This is a genomic window from uncultured Kocuria sp., assembly GCF_947500125.1.
Classification (GTDB): domain Bacteria; phylum Actinomycetota; class Actinomycetes; order Actinomycetales; family Micrococcaceae; genus Kocuria.
Genome location: NZ_CANMRA010000013.1, coordinates 1 through 17,916, shown reverse-complemented (window position 1 = coordinate 17,916; position 17,916 = coordinate 1). Strand labels below are relative to the sequence as shown.

11 protein-coding genes are annotated in these 17,916 nt (G+C 73.7%); 8 read left to right on the top strand and 3 right to left on the bottom strand.

Annotated features, from left to right (window positions below; all coding sequences use genetic code 11):
- Positions 1-140: 140 nt before the first annotated feature.
- Entirely contained in the window at positions 141-1,694 is a 1,554-nt protein-coding gene (locus Q0817_RS10225; protein WP_298586742.1) for a leucyl aminopeptidase, read from the bottom strand.
- 268 nt (positions 1,695-1,962) lie between these two features.
- Between Q0817_RS10225 and Q0817_RS10220 the strand changes: the two genes are divergently transcribed.
- The 4 genes from Q0817_RS10220 to Q0817_RS10205 all read left to right on the top strand — a co-directional run bounded on the left by Q0817_RS10220 (position 1,963) and on the right by Q0817_RS10205 (position 7,563).
- On the top strand, positions 1,963-2,880 hold the full coding sequence (locus Q0817_RS10220) for a proteasome assembly chaperone family protein (protein WP_298586739.1): 918 nt from the start codon (positions 1,963-1,965) through the stop codon (positions 2,878-2,880).
- A gap of 91 nt (positions 2,881-2,971) precedes the next feature.
- Positions 2,972-4,267, top strand: a complete 1,296-nt coding sequence (locus tag Q0817_RS10215) for a nitrate/nitrite transporter (RefSeq protein ID WP_298586735.1) — start codon at positions 2,972-2,974, stop codon at positions 4,265-4,267.
- Between the two features lie 118 nt (positions 4,268-4,385).
- Complete coding sequence (locus Q0817_RS10210) at positions 4,386-5,879, top strand: DUF4192 family protein (RefSeq protein WP_298586732.1); 1,494 nt, start codon at positions 4,386-4,388, stop codon at positions 5,877-5,879.
- Positions 5,880-6,066: 187 nt separating this feature from the next.
- A complete protein-coding gene (locus Q0817_RS10205) occupies positions 6,067-7,563 on the top strand; it encodes an RNA polymerase sigma factor (RefSeq protein ID WP_298586729.1) in 1,497 nt (498 codons plus the stop codon).
- A 233-nt stretch (positions 7,564-7,796) separates the two neighbouring features.
- Here Q0817_RS10205 and Q0817_RS10200 read toward each other — a convergent pair whose 3' ends face one another.
- Positions 7,797-7,997: a hypothetical protein gene (locus tag Q0817_RS10200; protein ID WP_017834164.1), complete on the bottom strand. Its 201-nt coding sequence runs from the start codon at positions 7,995-7,997 to the stop codon at positions 7,797-7,799.
- A gap of 254 nt (positions 7,998-8,251) precedes the next feature.
- Between Q0817_RS10200 and Q0817_RS10195 the strand changes: the two genes are divergently transcribed.
- Both Q0817_RS10195 and Q0817_RS10190 read left to right on the top strand, forming a co-directional pair.
- A complete protein-coding gene (locus Q0817_RS10195) occupies positions 8,252-10,360 on the top strand; it encodes a type IIA DNA topoisomerase subunit B (RefSeq protein WP_298586713.1) in 2,109 nt (702 codons plus the stop codon).
- A gap of 94 nt (positions 10,361-10,454) precedes the next feature.
- A complete protein-coding gene (locus Q0817_RS10190) occupies positions 10,455-11,507 on the top strand; it encodes a malate dehydrogenase (RefSeq protein WP_298586711.1) in 1,053 nt (350 codons plus the stop codon).
- 3 nt (positions 11,508-11,510) lie between these two features.
- Here the strand turns inward: Q0817_RS10190 and Q0817_RS10185 are convergent, their stop codons facing one another.
- A complete protein-coding gene (locus Q0817_RS10185; protein WP_298586708.1) occupies positions 11,511-14,012 on the bottom strand; it encodes a DNA topoisomerase (ATP-hydrolyzing) subunit A in 2,502 nt (833 codons plus the stop codon).
- A gap of 127 nt (positions 14,013-14,139) precedes the next feature.
- Here Q0817_RS10185 and Q0817_RS10180 point away from each other — a divergent pair, with 127 nt between their 5' ends.
- Together Q0817_RS10180 and Q0817_RS10175 are read left to right on the top strand one after the other, a co-directional pair.
- Positions 14,140-16,836, top strand: coding sequence for a GNAT family N-acetyltransferase (locus Q0817_RS10180; protein ID WP_298586705.1), 2,697 nt, complete (start codon positions 14,140-14,142; stop codon positions 16,834-16,836).
- 15 nt (positions 16,837-16,851) lie between these two features.
- On the top strand, positions 16,852-17,916 hold a 1,065-nt coding region (locus tag Q0817_RS10175; RefSeq protein ID WP_298586702.1), incomplete at its 3' end, for a serine/threonine-protein kinase.

Sequence of the window (17,916 nt, the reverse complement as noted above, 5' to 3'; positions counted from 1 at the left end):
TTTGGCTCCCTTGCGCGTTGACGTCGTTCCGGGTGGGTCGCACCCGTCCCGTGACGGGTTCGTTTCGTACATACCTTAGCCCTACGCCGGAGGGAGCGACCAGGCGGGCGCTCCCTCCGGCGCGGGGGTGTCGCGGGGCCTCAGCGGCGGTCGGCGACCGCGTCCTCGAGCAGCCGCACGAGCGTGCGCACGCCCGCCCCGGTGCCCTCGGCCGGGGTGTAGCCGTAGGGCGACCCCTCGTTGAAGGACGGGCCGGCGATGTCCACGTGCGCCCACGGCACCCGTGCGCCGTCGCCGCCGCCGACGAACTCGCGCAGGAAGATCGCGGCGACGAGCATCCCGCCGTTCTTGTCCCCGATGTTCTTGAGGTCGGCGACCTTCGAGTCCAGGGACGGGCGCAGGTGCTCGGGCAGCGGCATGGGCCAGCCGTCCTCCCCGGCGCCGCGGGCGGCCTCGGCCACCGCGGCGCGCAGTGCGTCGTCGCCCATGATCCCGAACGTCCGGGCGCCCAGGGCCACCAGCTGGGCGCCGGTCAGCGTGGCGATGTCGACGACGGCGTCCGGGCCCTCCTCGCACGCGGCCACGAGACCGTCGGCCAGCACGAGGCGCCCCTCGGCGTCGGTGTTGAGCACCTCGACGGTGCGGCCGCCGCGGATGGTGATGACGTCGCCGGGGCGCGTGGCCGTGGACGAGGGCAGGTTCTCGGCCAGGCACAGCCACCCGGTGACCTTCACGGGCAGTCCGAGCTCGGCGGCGGTGAGGACGGTCGCGAGGACGGCGGCGGCGCCGGCCATGTCCGACTTCATGGTCATCATGGAGGCCGGGGGCTTGAGGGAGAGCCCGCCCGAGTCGAAGGTGATGCCCTTGCCCACGTAGGCGTAGTGCTTGGTGGCGCGCGCCGGGGCGTACTCCAGCTTGACGAGGCGCGGGCCGTGCACGGAGCCCTGTCCCACGCCCAGGAGCCCTCCGTAGCCGCCCTTGGCGAGCTCCTTCTCGGCGAGCACGCTCACGGAGACCTTGGTGCCCTTGGCGGCCCGGCGGGCGTAGTCCGCCACGGCCTCCGGGTACATGACGTTGGGGGAGAGGTCCACGAGGGTGCGGGCGGCCCTGACCCCGCGCCCGAGGGCGGCGGCGCGGTCGAGGCACCGGCCCAGCGCGGCCCGCGCCACACCGGGGGCGTGCACGACGGCGGAGGCCAGCGGGGCCTGCACGCTGCCGGCGGTCGCGGCGCGCTGGTGGGCGAAGGCGAAGGCGCCGAGAGCGGCGCCCTCGGCGACCGCCGCGGCGTCCTGCTCGGTGGCCACGGGCAGGGCGAGCACCGCGGAGTCGGTCCCGGCGAGCCGTCGCACGGCCGCGCCGGCGGCCCGGCGCAGTGCCTCGGCGCGCTCGGCGGTCTCCTCGGGCAGGACACCGATCCCGGTGAGGACCACCACGGTGAAGGGGATCCCGGACGGGGCCGGAAGCACGGTCACCTCGTCGGCGGCGCCCTTCACGCGCAGCGCCGCCGCGGCGTCCAGCACGGGGGCGAGCTTGCGCTGCTCCCCGGCGGGGAGCACGACACGGCCCGAGCCGTCGCCCTCCCGTCCCTTCTCCACGCCGAGCACGAGCGCGTGGGCCGGCGTCCGGCCCAGGGCCTTGTGGGTGGCGGTGAGCTCGATGCCCCGGGGCTCGAGCAGGTCCTGTACGTCGGGCATGGATCGTCCTTTCGCTGAGGTCTGGACCGGCGGGGCCGGCCCGGTCCGCTCCCGGCGGCCCGGCCCGGCCGGCAGGCGTGCTGTCGATCCTATCCCCGCACCGCCCCGCCGCCGGGGCCGGGGCACGGGTCGGGCGGCGGGGCGGTGCGGCGGGGAATAACGCGGTGCCCGCGGACGGTTGACATGATCCGGGCGCACCACCGCCGGTGTGCCCCTCACCGGTCTCCCCACGGACGCCCGGAACCGACCCACCCCAGGAGGAAGAGCTGTGCTGGACCCCACCTCGCTGTACCTGAGCAACCCCGCTCTGCTCGAGGACGCCCGGGTTCGTGGCCTGCCGCTGATCGTCGCCCTGTCCGGCTACGCGGAGGCGGGACACGTGGCCGTGCAGATCGAGCACACCATCACGGAGGCCCTGCCGCACGAGGTCGTGGCCCGTTTCGACCTGGACCAGCTCTACGACTACCGCGCCCGCCGCCCGCACGTGACCTTCCGGGAGGACCACTTCGAGGGCTTCCAGAACCCCGAGCTCTCCCTCCGGCTGGTCACGGACGGCCTGGGGCGCAGCTTCGCGCTGCTCACGGGCCCCGAGCCGGACCTGCAGTGGAACCGGTTCACGGAGGCCGTGGTGGGCCTGGCCCGGCGGATGGACGTCTCCCTCGTCGCGATCGTGTCGGGGATCCCGATGCCCGTCCCGCACACCCGTCCGTTCATCGTCTCGGTGCACGGCAACCGGGCCGACCTGCTGCCCGCCGAGCACGCGTGGAAGCCCGTCGTGGAGATGAGCTCGTCGGCCGCCCAGCTCCTCGAGATCCGGCTGGGCGAGGCGGGCATCGACAACATCGGCTTCACCGTCCACGTCCCGCAGTACCTGGCCGAGGCGCACCTGCCGCACGCCGCCGTGGCCGCCCTCGAGCACGTCAGCGCCGTGACGTCGCTGAACCTGCCCTCGGACGAGCTGCGCGAGGCGGCCCGCGAGATCGAGCAGCAGATCGACCAACAGGTCGGCGCGTCCCCCGAGGTGCAGGCGGTCGTGGCCGGACTGGAACAGCGCTACGATGACGTCGTCGACGCCTCGGTGCCGCGCTCCCTGCTGGTCGGGGACGAGTCCGAGCTCCCCGACGCCGACGAGATCGGCGCCGCGGCCGAGGCCTTCCTCGCCGCCCGGGAGGACGAGCAGGACTGAGCCCGCCCGGCGCGCGGCCCGCCCGGCGCCGTCCCGGGCGGCCCCGCCGTCCCGGGTCCCGGCCCGGTCCCGTCCCCCGAGAGCGAAGTGCATGCAGTCCGACCGGTACCGAGCCCACGAGCCGGGCAAGGACTCACGCCGCGCCTACCTGGTCTTCGCGATCGGCACCTTCGCCTACTTCAGCGCCGTGGCCCAGCGCACCAGCTTCGGCGTCGCGTCGGTCGACGCGGCCGAGCGCTTCGGCACCGCGGCCTCCGCACTGTCGATGTTCTCGCTCATGCAGGTCCTCGTCTACGCGGGGCTCCAGATCCCCGTGGGCGTGCTCGTGGACCGGTTCGGCTCCCGCGTCATGGTCGCCGCCGGGGCGCTGCTCATGACGGTGGGTCAGGTCCAGCTGGCCCTCGCCGACACGGTCGGCGAGGGCGTGGCCGCACGCGTGCTCGTGGGCGCGGGGGACGCGGCCACGTTCGTGTGCGTGATGCGCCTGATCCCCGCCTGGTTCTCCGCGCTGCGCGTGCCGCCGCTGACCCAGTTCCTGGGCGTGGTGGGCAACCTCGGCCAGCTCGTCTCCGTCATCCCGTTCGCCTGGCTGCTCGAGCTGACCGGCTGGTTCCCGTCCTTCGTGGCCCTGGCGTCCCTCGCGCTGCTCGCCGCCGTGCTCGCCGCGGCCCTGCTGCGCAACGCGCCCCCGGGGGTGGAGGTCCTCAACCGGGAGCTGGGGCTGCGCCGGACCGGACAGGTGCTCCGGGAGAGCGTGACCGAGCCCGGGACACGGCTCGGCTTCTGGGTGCACTTCACCACCCAGTTCGCGGGCAACACGTTCGTGCTCATGTGGGGCTACCCCTACCTCGAGTACGCCCAGGGCCTGTCCGACACCACGGTCTCCCTCGTGATGACCTCCTTCGTGCTGACCAACCTGGCCGTGGCCCTCGGCCTGGGCGGGCTCACCGCCCGCCACCCGCACCGCCGGGTGCGGCTGTCCCTGGGGGTCACCGGCGTGATCTTCTCGGCGTGGACCGTGCTGCTGGTCTGGCCGGGGACGGCGCCCGTCCCGGTCGTGCTGGCCGCCGTGTGCGTCATCGCGATCAGCATGCCGGCGTCCATGATCGCCTTCGACATCACCCGCAGCTTCAACCCGGCCCGCCGCTCCGGCACCGCCACGGGCATCGTCAACGTGGGAGGCTTCACCGCCTCCGTGCTGGCCATCTTCGTCACCGGTCTCGTCCTCGACGTGCTCCACGCCGCGGGCTTCCGCGACGAGCTGTACGCCCCCGACGCCTTCCGGATCGCGATCGCCGCGCAGTTCCTGATCGCCGCGGCCGGCGCCGCGGGCGTGCTCGCCACCGCCCGGCGGGTGCGCCGGCGGCACGGCCACGACGCCGCCTGAGTCCGCACGGGCCCGTCACCACTGCACCGCGCCGCAGACCGGGGCCACGCCCCGCCGGCGGTCCACAGACCCGGCGCGGACCGGCTCCCCCGGACCCGGGAGTGCCCAGGCTGGGCACATGAGACAGCACCCCACCCGAGACCCCTTCGTCCCCGTCGTCCGGTGCGCGGCCGACCTGCTCGCCGTCGTGCCGCACACCCTCGGCTACTGGCCCGCCGACTCCCTCGTCCTGTTCGCCGCCGGCGGCGGCACGGCCGGGGCGTGCGTGCGCGTGGACCTCCCCCGCGGCCCGTCCGACGACGGCCTCCGGGAGGCCTTCGTCGCCGAGCTCGCCGACCTCGTGGGCCACGACGCCCTGAGCGACCGGATCTTCGTGATCGTGTACACGTCGTCGTCCGCCGGGGACCCGCCGGTCCCGCCCGTCGAGGTGGGCGCCGTGCTCGCGCTCGTGGACGAGGCCGCCGGGCGCGCGGGGCGGGCCGTGGCGGCGCGCTGGATCGTGGCCGGCGACCGCTGGTGGCCGGCCGAGGACCCGGCCGACGTCCAGGACGTGGCCCGCATCGCGGACAGCGCCGTCAACGCCGCGCTCGTGGCCTCGGGCAGCTCCTACGCGGCCGCCCCGCGGCTGGCCATGGATCACGAGTACGGCGCGCTGCCCGCGGGCACCGCCCGCGGCGCAGGGCGCGCCGCGGTCCGCTGGGCACAGGCCGGGGAGGGCTCCTGGCACCACCTCGACCGCCTCGTGCCGGCGCTGTCCGTGTGGGCCGACGTCCTCGCCGCGGTCCTGGGCTCGTCCCGGGACCCGGTTCCCGCGGTGCTGGGCCACGACGACGACCTGCTCGGCTTCCTGGCCGCGAGCCTGGCGGACCCCGTGCTCGCCGACCTGCTCCTCGTGGCCTGCGCCACTGACGACCTCGACGGCGCCCTGGCGGCCGCAGCGATGTGGGCCGAGCTGTGCGACGACGTCGACGACCCGGAGGCCGGCGCCGACGGCGTCCCGATCGGGCCCACCCGCGCGCCGGCCCCCTCGGGCCTTCCGCCGGTGCCCCGGCGACCGCCGGCCGGGGACGTCGGGAAGACGTCCGCCCCGGGTGCCGCCGCGATGCCCGTGCCCGACGCGGGGGAGCTCGTCCGGCTCTCCCGCGTGCTCGCCGGCGAGTGGACGGACACGCCGCACTGGCCCCTGCTCGACACCCTCTACCGGGTGCTGCAGGTGCTCTGCTGGCTCCTGGAGCCCGCCGAGCCCGCCGAGTCCGCCGAGTCCGCCGAGCCGACCGAGCCCGCCGAGCCCACCGAGCCCGCCGAGCCGACCGAGTCCGCCGAGCCGGCGGAGTCCGCGGAGCCGGGCACGGGGAGGACGGGGGGAGCGGCCGATGAGCCCCGAGAAGAGGGGGTCGACGAGGCGCGGGGGCGGAGCGTGCTCGCGGGCGTGCTCGTCGAGCTGGCGCAGCTCAACCGCTTCCGGGCGCGCGGTTCCCACACCGCGCACTTCGTGCGCCGGGCCACCGCCCTGGTCCCCGCGCACCCGTCCGCGCTGCGCGTGCTGCGCCTCGCCGACGCCCGGCCCGTGCCGTTCTGGGCCCGGGACCGTGCCACCGCCTGGCACTCCTGAGCCGCCGGGCTCCATCTTTTTCCGGTCCGGGCGGAAGAGCGGGAACAAATCCCGGGCAGGCGTGGTTCCGGCTGTCAGGACCCTTCAAGCCCGCCGCGCCGGACACTGCCCGGCGCACGGACTTGACAGGGTCATAGGCGTGTTGCCCCGAGGGCGGACGCCGTGACCGCTCAACGAAAGGCTCTCAGTGTCACCTGCCGCCAGCAAGAAGACGACGGACACCGCCGCCGAGGCCCCGGGCACCGGGGACGCTCGGTCGCCGTCCGGCACCACGGGCACGTCGCCGCGGGCGAAGACCGCCGCTGCGAAGTCGACCGCCACCAAGAAGACCGTGGCCGCGAAGAAGACCACGGCGACGAAGTCCACCGCCGCGCGGTCCGGCGCGCCCAAGAGCGCCGCCGCGGCCGGTTCCACGAAGTCCACGGCCGGCAAGTCGACCGCGACCAGGACCGCCGCGAGCAAGGCTCCCGCCGCGCCCAAGGCCACGGGCCGCCAGAAGGCCGCGGCCCCGGCGAGCAAGGAGGCCCAGGACGTCGCCGGGGCGCCCGAGGAGGACGTCGTCGTCACCGACGACACCGACATCGAGACGGCCCTGACCGACGAGGCCGGGGTGGTCGACCCCGAGGTGGACGTGGACGAGGAGGCCGAGGAGGAGGCCGCGCCCGAGGACCCGGCCGCCGCGCCCGCGCCCAAGGACGAGAAGACCTCCGGCTTCGTCATCACCGCCAACGACGACGACGACGCCCCGGCCCAGCAGGTCGTCTCCGCCGGGGCCACCGCCGACCCGGTCAAGGACTACCTCAAGCAGATCGGCAAGGTCGCGCTGCTGAACGCCGAGCAGGAGGTGGACCTCGCGCTGCGGATCGAGGCCGGCCTGTACGCCGAGCACAAGCTCGCCGACGGGAAGGACTCCCTGGACCCCCAGACCCGCAAGGAGCTGCGCTGGGTCATCCACGACGGGAAGCGCGCCAAGAACCACCTGCTCGAGGCCAACCTGCGCCTGGTCGTCTCGCTGGCGAAGCGCTACACCGGTCGCGGCATGCTGTTCCTGGACCTCATCCAGGAGGGCAACCTCGGGCTGATCCGCGCGGTCGAGAAGTTCGACTACACCAAGGGCTTCAAGTTCTCCACGTACGCCACCTGGTGGATCCGTCAGGCGATCACCCGCGCCATGGCCGACCAGGCCCGCACCATCCGCATCCCGGTGCACATGGTCGAGGTCATCAACAAGCTCGCCCGCGTCCAGCGCCAGATGCTGCAGGACCTCGGCCGGGAGCCCACCCCGGAGGAGCTGGCCAACGAGCTCGACATGACGCCCGAGAAGGTCGTCGAGGTCCAGAAGTACGGCCGTGAGCCGATCTCCCTGCACACCCCGCTGGGCGAGGACGGCGACTCGGAGTTCGGCGACCTGATCGAGGACTCGGAGGCCGTGGTCCCCGCGGACGCCGTGAGCTTCACGCTCCTGCAGGAGCAGCTGCACTCGGTCCTGGACACCCTCTCCGAGCGGGAGGCGGGCGTCGTGGCGATGCGCTTCGGCCTGACCGACGGCCAGCCCAAGACCCTCGACGAGATCGGCAAGGTCTACGGCGTGACCCGTGAGCGCATCCGGCAGATAGAGTCCAAGACGATGTCCAAGCTGCGCCACCCGTCCCGCTCGCAGGTGCTGCGCGACTACCTCGACTGACGGGCCGGTCCCGTGCCCGGACCCCGTCCGGGCACGGGACGCCCGCGACCGGATCCGTGCGCCGCACCGGTGGCGCGACCGGTTCCGGTGACGGGCGACCCGCTCCGTCGACCGGGTCGCGGGCCGGTCGACGGAGCGGGCCGGGCCCGCGGGACGTTCCGGCACGCAGGAGGGCCCCGACACCAGGTGTCGGGGCCCTCCTTGCGTCGACCGCCCGTCGTGGGCGTTCCGGGTCAGGAACCGATGCGCTCGGTCTCGTCCTGCCAGGTGGCGGCCAGCGGCCGCAGCTTCTGCTCGTTCTTGCGCGCGTGGTGAGCGCAGAAGAGCAGTTCACCGCCCGTCGACTCGAGGATCACTCGGACGTAGGCCTGGGCGCCGCACGCGTCGCAGCGGTCGGTCGCATTGAGTTCTCGGCTCTCCAATGTTGCGTTCACGGGATCCTCCTCCTGGTCGTACGCGTTGCACGGGGCACGGGGCCGCCGGTGCGGGTACCCGGGGTCTCGTGGACGCATCGGGGTACTGCTATATACAACCACGCTCGTCGGACATTCGATCCCGTCCGGGGGCCTTTTTCGCCCCGGGCGTAGGTGCCGGCACCGGGCGGCGGCCCGGCGCCCCGGGACAGCGGTGTCCGCCGCCCGGACTACAGTGGTGGGGAATCCCGCCGTCCCCCAGGAGTCGTATCCCCGTGACACCGTCCCGTTCCGAGTACAACGCCCGCCACCTCTCCGTCCTCGAGGGCCTCGAAGCCGTCCGGAAGCGGCCGGGCATGTACATCGGCTCCACCGACTCCCGCGGGCTGATGCACTGCCTGTGGGAGATCATCGACAACTCCGTGGACGAGGCGCTCGCCGGCTTCGGCCACCAGATCACGGTGGTCCTGCACGCCGACGGCGCCGTGGAGGTCCACGACGACGGCCGCGGCATCCCCATCGACCTCGAGCCGCGCACCGGGCTGACTGGTGTGGAGGTCGTCTTCACCAAGCTGCACGCGGGCGGGAAGTTCGGCGGCGGCTCCTACAGCGCCTCCGGCGGCCTGCACGGGGTGGGCGCCTCCGTGGTCAACGCGCTCTCCGCGCGCCTGGACGTCCAGGTGGACCGCGGCGGGAAGACCTACCAGATGTCCTTCCGGCACGGCGAGCCGGGACGCTTCGTCGACCAGGGCAGGCCCTCCCCGCACGCCCGCTTCGAGCCGTTCGTGGAGGGGTCGGTGCTCGACGTCGTCGGCAAGGCCAAGCGCGGGGTCACCGGCACCCGGATCCGGTACTGGGCCGACGAGCAGATCTTCACGACGGACGCCCGGTTCAGCTACGAGGAGCTGGCCAAGCGGGCCCGGCAGACCTCGTTCCTGATCCCGGGGCTGCGCATCACCGTGCGCGACCAGCGGGGCCTGCCCGGCACGCCGGGGGAGTTCGGGACCCACGAGGAGGTGTTCCAGCACGACGGCGGGATCTCCGAGTTCGTCGAGTACCTCGCCGCGGACAGCTCGGTCACCGACGTGTGGCGCTTCCAGGGGGAGGGCCGGTTCACGGAGAACGTGCCGGTCCTGGACGAGAACGGCCGGTCCAAGCTCACGGAGCTGGACCGCACGTGCGAGGTGGACGTCGCCCTGCGCTGGGGCATCGGTTACGACACGTCCCTGCGCTCGTTCGTGAACATCATCTCGACCCCCAAGGGCGGCACCCACCAGGCCGGGTTCGAGGCGGCCCTGCTGAAGACGTTCCGGAAGCAGATCGAGGCCAACGCCCGCAAGCTCAAGGCCGGCAGCGACAAGGTCGAGAAGGACGACGTCCTCGCCGGTCTCACGGCCGTGCTCACGGTGCGGCTGGCCGAGCCGCAGTTCGAGGGCCAGACCAAGGAGGTCCTGGGCACCCCGGCCGTGCGCCAGATCGTGAGCCGGGTGATCGAGAAGGAGCTGACCGCCAAGCTCACGGCCACCGGCCGCCACGACAAGCAGCAGGCCGGACAGCTCCTGGAGAAGGTCGTGGCGGAGATGAAGTCCCGCATCTCCGCGCGGGTGCACAAGGAGACCCAGCGGCGCAAGAACGCCCTGGAGACCTCCTCGATGCCGGCCAAGCTCGTCGAGTGCCGCTCGAACGACGTGGAGCGCTCCGAGCTGTTCATCGTGGAGGGGGACTCCGCCCTCGGCACGGCGCGGCTGGCCCGGTCCTCGAACTACCAGGCGCTGCTGCCGATCCGCGGCAAGATCCTCAACGTGCAGAAGGCGTCCATCACGGACATGCTCGCCAACACGGAGTGCGCCGCGCTCATCCAGGTCATCGGGGCCGGTTCGGGGCGCACGTTCGACCTGACCGCTGCCCGGTACGGCAAGGTCATCATGATGACGGACGCCGACGTCGATGGTGCGCACATCCGCACCCTGCTGCTCACGCTGTTCTACCGCTACATGCGTCCCCTGGTCGAGGCCGGGCGGGTCTACGCGGCGGTGCCCCCGCTGCACCGGGTGGAGATCGTCAACGCCGGCGGCAAGGCCAACGAGATGGTCTACACGTACTCCGAGCGCGAGCTCGCGGACCTGCTCGCACGGCTCGAGGCGGAGGGGCGGCGGTACAAGGAGCCCATCCAGCGCTACAAGGGCTTGGGCGAGATGGACGCGGACCAGCTCGCGGAGACGACCATGGACGTCCGGCACCGGATGCTGCGCCGGATCCGGGTCGAGGACGCCGAAGCCGCCGAGCACGCCTTCTCCCTGCTCATGGGCTCCGAGGTGGCCCCCCGCAAGGACTTCATCATCGAGGGCGCCACGCAGCTGGACCAGGAGCGCATCGACGCCTGAGGGCGCCGGGGGCAGCCGGGCCGGGGTCCGGCGCGGCGGCCCGGCCGCTACGCTGGGCAGGGACGAGCGACCGTCCCCCCAGGAAGGACCCCGCATGACCGCCTCCGGCCCGCACACCCCGCCCCCCGCACCCGGCCGGCCCCGGCCGGTCACCGTCACCGTGACCGGTGCCGCGGGCCAGATCGGCTACGCCACCGTCTTCCGGGCCGCGGCGGGCGACCTCCTCGGCCCCGGCACACCCGTCCGGCTGCACCTGCTCGAGCTGCCGCAGGCGCGGCGGGCCGCGGAGGGCACGGCCCTGGAGCTCCAGGACGGGGCGTTCCCGCTGCTCGACGGGGTGGAGGTCTTCGAGGACGCGGACGCCGCCTTCGACGGCGCCTCCGTGGGACTGCTGATCGGGGCCCGTCCCCGGTCCCAGGGCATGGAGCGCGCGGACCTGCTCGAGGCCAACGCCGGGATCTTCTCGGTCCAGGGGCGGGCCGTCAACCGCGGAGCGGCCGAGGACTTCCGGGCCGTGGTGGTCGGCAACCCCGCCAACACCAACGCGTACATCGCCGCCTCGCACGCCCCGGACGTGCCGCGCGAGCGGTTCACCGCCCTGACCCGGCTCGACCACCACCGCGCGATCGCCCAGCTGGCCGCGGCCACCGGGGCGCGCGTCGGCGAGATCGAGGGCGTGGCGGTGTGGGGCAACCACTCCGCGAGCCAGTACCCCGACCTGACCCACGCGACGGTCGGGGGCCGGCCGGCGCTCGAGGTGCTGGCCGGGAAGGACCTCGGCCTGGACTGGGTGGACAGCACCTTCATCCCCCGGGTGGCCCGCCGCGGCGCGGAGATCATCGACGTGCGCGGCGGCTCGTCGGTGGCCTCGGCGGCGCACGCGGCCCTGTGCCACGTCCACGACTGGGTCCTGGGCACCCCCGAGGGCACGTGGACGTCCATGGCCGTGGCCTCCGACGGCTCCTACGGCGTGCCGGAGGGGCTCGTCAGCTCCTTCCCGGTCGTCTGCCGGGACGGGCGCGCCGCGGTCGTCCCGGACCTCGAGCTCGACGAGTTCTCACGCTCCCGCATCGACCGCTCCGTCCGGGAGCTCGAGGAGGAGCGCGCCGCCGTGGCGCAGATGGGACTGCTCGGACCCCGCCGCTGAGGCTCAGCCGTAGGCGGGGCCCACCGCGTCGATCACCTGGTCGGTGGGCACGCCCGAGCCGTCCCGGCGGCCGTGCTCGGTCGGCAGGGCCCGGGCCACGCCCGAGGCCGAGACGGCCTTGGGGGGTCCGTGCCCCACCCAGGCCAGCGCCAGCCCGGTCTCCCCCTTGAGGAAGCGGTGCGCGCGCACTCCGCCGGTGGCCCGGCCCTTGGGCGGGTACTCCGAGAACGGGGTGACCTTCACCGAGTACTGCGACATGCCCGGCAGCACCTCGTCCGCGCGGGCGAGGGTCACCACCACGGGCGTCTCGTCCGCGGCCCGCACCGCACCGAAGTACGCCACGGCGTCCCCGGGGACCAGTTTGATCCCCGCGACACCCCCTGCCGTGCGTCCCTGGGGCCGCACGGCGCCGGCCTCGAAGTGCAGCAGCTTGCCGTCCCGGGTCACGAACACCAGCTCGTCCTCGACGGCGGCGGACTCGGCGAGACCGACCAGCTCATCGCCGTCCTTGAGCGTGATCACCTCCCACTCCTCGCGGTTGAGGGGGTACTCCGGGCTGACGCGCTTGACCACGCCGTTGCGGGTGCCCAGGGCCAGCACCGCGTTGAGCGGCGCGAGCCCCACGAGCCGCTCCCCGCGGCCGAGGGTGAGGAAGTCCTTGACGGGGACGCCGTCGCCCAGCTTCGGGGTGCCCTCGAAGGCGGTCAGCACGGGCACGTCCATCACCTGGACGCGCAGCATGCGCCCCGTGGACGTGACCGCCCCGATCTCCCCGCGGGCGGTGGCGCGCACCGAGGAGACCAGGGCGTCGTGCTTGATCCGCCGCGGCGGATCCACCAGCGGGACCTGGGAGGGCGTGCGGGCGAGCTGGCCCGAGGTGGACAGGAAGACCCAGCACGGGTCGTCGGCGATCTCGAGGGAGAGCCCACCTGCCGGGGTCTTCCCCGGAGCGGGCGCCGCCGCCGCGGCGACGGGTGCCGGCAGGGCCTCCGACTCGAGCAGCTCGGTGCGCCGGTCGTCGCCGTGGACCTCCGCGACCTCCGCGAGCTCCGCCGAGACCAGGGCCCGCAGCCGGGCGTCGGAGGCGAGGGTCTCCTCGAGCTCGGCGATCTCCCGCCGCAGCTCCTCCTGCTCCTTCTCGAGCTCGATCCGCGAGTACTTGGTCAGCTGGCGCAGACGCAGCTCGAGGATGTGGTCGGCCTGCACGCGGCTGAGGTCGTACACGGCCATCAGTCGTTCCCGGGCCACGGCGGTCTCGTCGGAGGACCGGATGATCTGGATGACCTCGTCGATGTCGACGATGGCCACGAGCAGGCCCTCGACCAGGTGCAGGCGGTCCCGCCGCTTGCCCAGGCGGAACCCGGTGCGCCGCCGGACCACCGACAGCCGGTGCTCCACGTAGACCCGGAGCAGCTCGAGGAGGCCCATGGTGCGGGGCCGTCCGTCCACGAGCGCCACGTTGTTGATCCCGAAGGAGTCCTCCATGGGCGTGTACTTGTACAGCTGCTGGAGCACGGCCTGCGGGTTGAAGCCGTTCTTGACCTCGATGACGAGCCGCATCCCGTTCTTGCGGTCGGTGAGGTCCACCACGTCGGAGACGCCCTGCAGCTTCTTGGCCTGCGCCGCCTCCTTGATCTTCTCGGTGACCTTCTCGGGCCCCACCATGTAGGGCAGCTGGGTGACGACGATGCCCTGCTTGCGCGGGGAGATCTGCTCGATCGACACCTTCGCGCGGGTCTTGAAGGAGCCGCGCCCGGTCCGGTAGGCGTCCCGGATCCCGTCGAGGCCCACGATCCGCCCGCCCGAGGGCAGGTCCGGGCCGGGGACGAAGCGCATGAGCTCCTCGAGCGTGGCCTCGGGGTGCTCCACGAGGTGGCGGGCGCCCGCCACGACCTCCCGCAGGTTGTGCGGGGCCATGTTCGTGGCCATGCCCACCGCGATGCCGGAGGAGCCGTTGACCAGCAGGTTGGGGAACGCCGCCGGCAGCACGCCCGGCTGGGTGAACTGGTTGTCGTAGTTGGGCACGAAGTCGACGACGTCCTCGTCGAGGTCGGCCGTGAGCGCGAGGGCGGCCGGGGCCATCCGGGCCTCGGTGTAGCGGGAGGCGGCGGGACCGTCGTCGAGGGAGCCGAAGTTGCCGTGCCCGTCCACGAGCGGCAGGCGCATCGCGAAGGGCTGGGCGAGGCGGACCATGGCGTCGTAGATCGCGGAGTCGCCGTGCGGGTGCAGCTTGCCCATCACCTCGCCCACGACGCGCGCGCTCTTGACGTGGCCGCGGTCCGGGCGCAGGCCCATCTGGTTCATCATGAACAGGATGCGGCGCTGCACGGGCTTGAGCCCGTCCCGGGCGTCGGGCAGGGCCCGGGAGTAGATGACGGAGTACGAGTACTCGAGGAAACTCGTCTCCATCTCGGAGGTCACGTCGATGTCGACGATGTTCTCCCGGAAGTCGGCGGGCAGCTCGTCCTCGGCGGACGGGCGGGAGGGCGCACGGCGGCGTGCCATCACAGCGGGGGGTCCTTCGGTCGTGGGTCGGTCCGGGGCGGTCCCGGCGGCTCGGCGTTCGAGATCGTCGGGGGACGCACCGGGATGCACCGTTGACGGTGCGGGTTTGTCTACTAGCCTGAAGTCTATGGTTCCAGAGACCGCGGACACGGACGTCGCCGGGCAGTACCCCGAGTACTGGGAGGCCGACGTGATCCTGCGCGACGGCGCCACGGCGCAGCTGCGCCCCATCTCCCCGGAGGACCGGGACGCGCTCCTGGCCTTCCACCAGTCGCAGTCCGAGAACACCATCTATCTGCGCTTCTTCTCCTACAAGCCCACCCTCTCCGCCCGTGAGCTCGACCGGTTCACCCGCGTGGACCACCGGGACCGCGTCTGCTTCGTGCTGCTGCTGGGCGAACAGATCATCGGGGTCGGCCGCTACGACCGCACGGACGATCCGCAGGACGCCGAGGTCGCGTTCATGATCTCCGACGCCCACCAGGGGCGGGGGATCGGCTCGATCCTGCTCGAGCACCTCGCCGCCGCGGCGCGGGAGAACGGGATCGACCACTTCTCGGCCGAGGTCCTGCCCGAGAACCGCAAGATGCTCCGCGTGTTCGCGGAGGCCGGCTACGAGCTCACCCGGAAGTTCGACGACGGCGTGGTGGTGGTCGGCTTCGACATCGACCCGACCGAGAGGTCGCTGGCCGTGATGGCCGCCCGGGAGCACCGGGCCGAGGCACTGTCCATGGCCGACCTCCTCTCCCCGTCCTCCATCGCCGTGATCGGGGCGTCGCGGGACCCCGGCCACGCCGGGCACGCGCTGGTCGAGCACCTGATCGCCTCCGGGTTCAGCGGCCGGCTCAGCGGGGTGAGCCCCACCCCGTTCGAGCGGGAGGGCATGACCCACGCCACCTCGATCGGGGAGGTCCCCGAGCGCGTGGACCTCGCCGTGGTCGCCGTGCCCGTCGACCAGGTGGCCGACGTCGTGGACCAGTGCGGCGCGGCCGGCGTGCGCGCCGTCGTGGTGGTCACGGGCGGGTACGCCGAGGCCGGCACGGAGGGCCGGGCCCGGCAGACCGAGCTGGTGCGCCGTGCGCGCTCCTACGGGATGCGCGTGGTCGGCCCGGCGAGCCTCGGGCTCTACAGCACGTCCCCGGAGTCGCGCTTCAACGCCTCGATCCTCCCCAGGGTGCCGCGGGAGGGGCCCCTGGGGCTGTTCAGCCAGTCGGGGGCCATCGGCATGATGCTCAACGCCGCCGCGCTGCGCCACGACCTGGGCGTGTCCACGTACCTCTCCGCCGGCAACCGCGCGGACGTTTCCGGCAACGACATGATGCAGTACTGGGAGGACGACTCGGCGACCCGCGCGTGCGGGCTCTACCTGCAGTCCGTGGGCAACCCCCGCAAGTTCTCCCGCATCGCCCGGCGGCTGTCCCTGAACAAGCCCGTGATCGTGGCCAAGAGCGAGGTCACCGGGCTGCGGCTGCCGCCCGGACACACCGGGCGCACCACGCAGGCGCCGCCGGGGGCCCTGGACGCGATGTTCCGGCAGGCCGGGGTGATCCGCGCCGACACGAGCGAGCACCTGATGGACGTGGCCGGGATCCTCGCCGGCCAGCCCCTGCCCGCGGGCGGCCGCACCGCCCTCGTCTCGAACGCGCTGGCCCTGGGGCAGCTCATGGAGGACCGGTGCATGCAGCTGGGGCTGGACGTCGCGGTGACCCAGGCGGGCGTGCGGACCGCGGACGGCGGGGACGAGGCCCTCGAGGCGCTGCGGGCGGCCGTCGACAGCTGCCTCGGCGCCGAGGCCGTCGACGCCGCCGTGGTCACGCTGATGCCGATCCCGGACAGCACGCCGGAGGTCGTCGCCGAGCTCGTGGGCCGCGTGGGGCGGGAGCACGGCAAGACCGTGGTGGTCGTCTTCACGGGCAGCACCGAGCCGGGGGCGGTCTCCGCCCTGCACCACGCCGACGACGGCCTGGACGTGCCCTGCTTCGACTCCCCGGGGGCGGCCCTGCGTGCGCTCGCCAAGGTGGTGGACTACACCCGGTGGCGCGCCCAGGACCAGGGCCGGCTCGCCGAGCCGAAGGGCATCGACGCGGAGGCGGCCGAGACCTTCGTGGAGACGGTGCTGCCCCGGGTCTCCGGCGACGAGCTGCTCGAGCTGGACGCGGACCAGGCGCGGGCGCTGCTGGAGACCTACGGCATCGGCCTGCTGCCCAGCGAACGCTTCACGGACCCCGAGGACGCGCCGGCCGCCGCCGAGCGGCTCGGCTACCCCGTGGCACTGAAGACCACCGACCCCAACCTGCGGCACCGCCTGGACCTGGGCGGCGTGCAGCTCAACATCCAGGACGACGGGCAGCTGCGCACGGCCATCGAGACCATGCACCGCGCGCTCGCCCCCTTCGGCACCTTCGACCTCGAGGTGCAGGCCATGGCGCCCACCGGCCAGGCCGTGGTGCTCCGGGCCATCGAGGACCCTCTCATCGGACCCGTGCTGTCGTTCGGGATGGCGGGAGACGCGGTGAACCTCCTCGAGGACTGGGCCCACCGGGTCCCGCCGCTGACCGACCAGGACGTGCGGCGGATGGTCCGCGAGCCCAAGGCCTCCCGCAAGCTGTTCGGCCACCAGGGGGTCCCGGCCGCGGACGTCGACCGGCTCGAGGACCTCGTCTCGCGGGTGGCGCTGCTCAAGGACCGGCACCCCGAGATCGCCCGCGTGGAGCTGAACCCGGTGCTCGTCTCCAGCGGTTCCCTGACCGTGCTCGCAGCCTCGGTCGGGATCGGCAACGCCCGGCAGCGGACGGACAGCGCGCGCCGGGCCATGCGCAGCTAGGCGGGCCCGGACCTCGTGGCGGACACCATAGCCGGTCGGTACACCCTCATCGACCCGATCGCGCGCGGCGGCAGCGGGTCCGTCTGGCGGGCCTGGGACGGTCGGCTCCAGCAGCTGTGCGCGGCCAAGGTGCTGCGCCAGCGCGACTCGGCGGACCTGTTGCGCTTCGCGCGGGAGCAGTCGGTGAAGCTGGAGCACCCGCATGTGCTCGCCCCGTACGGGTGGGCCGCGGAGGACGCGCACGTGGTCATCGCGATGCCGCTCGTCCACGGCGGGACCCTGGAGTCCGCGCTGCTGGACAACGGGGCCGCCTCGGTGGAGCTGACGGAGGAGGTCCTGGCCCAGCTGCTCCAGGCGCTGCAGTTCGTGCACGCCCAGGGCTGGGTGCACCGGGACGTGAAGCCCGGCAACCTCATGCTGGACAGCACCGGGACGGGCCGGCCCCACATCTTCCTCTCCGACTTCGGCATCGCCGTGCGCGTCCAGGACGCCCGGCTGACCCGGACGGGCACGGTGGTGGGCACGCCCGGCTACCTGCCCCCGGAGGCCTACGAGCTCACCGACCCGAACCCCGCACAGGACCTCTACGCGGCGGGCATCACCGCGCTGCGGATGCTGGACCCCTCGCTGGAGCCGCAGGAGAGCCTGGGGCCCAACGACGCGCGGGCGGTGGTGGGGGAGCAGGGCGACCTCGCGGAGCACCTCGCGGCGCTGCTCACCCCGGATCCCGCCCAGCGCCGCGACGCGGCCGTGGCCGTGCTGCACGAGCTCACGGCGGGCGCGGCGCGGCGGCACTTCGACCCGGCCCGCACGCGGGACGGGGAGCCGTTCGAGGTCTTCGACGTCCTCGATCCGCTGCCGGAGCCGTGGGCCGGCCGGGTGCTCACCGGATGGGACGGCACGGACGCGCCGGACGGCGCGGAGCCCGGGGGCGGGGCCGCCGCCACGGCGGGCGCGCACACCGGCGACCCGTTCCCGGACGGACCCGACACGGTGGACACCGGCGCCGGCACCGCCGCCGGTGCCACCGGGGGGAGGACGGCCGGCACCCCGGCGGGCGGCAGCGGGGCGGGCGGCACC

Coding starts and splice junctions, on each gene's coding strand:
- Q0817_RS10210 (WP_298586732.1), top strand. CDS start 4,386: ATGAGACAGCACCCCACCCGAGACCCCTTCGTCCCCGTCGTCCGGTGC.
- Q0817_RS10215 (WP_298586735.1), top strand. CDS start 2,972: ATGCAGTCCGACCGGTACCGAGCCCACGAGCCGGGCAAGGACTCACGC.
- Q0817_RS10225 (WP_298586742.1), bottom strand. CDS start 1,694: ATGCCCGACGTACAGGACCTGCTCGAGCCCCGGGGCATCGAGCTCACC.
- Q0817_RS10180 (WP_298586705.1), top strand. CDS start 14,140: ATGGTTCCAGAGACCGCGGACACGGACGTCGCCGGGCAGTACCCCGAG.
- Q0817_RS10185 (WP_298586708.1), bottom strand. CDS start 14,012: ATGGCACGCCGCCGTGCGCCCTCCCGCCCGTCCGCCGAGGACGAGCTG.
- Q0817_RS10190 (WP_298586711.1), top strand. CDS start 10,455: ATGACCGCCTCCGGCCCGCACACCCCGCCCCCCGCACCCGGCCGGCCC.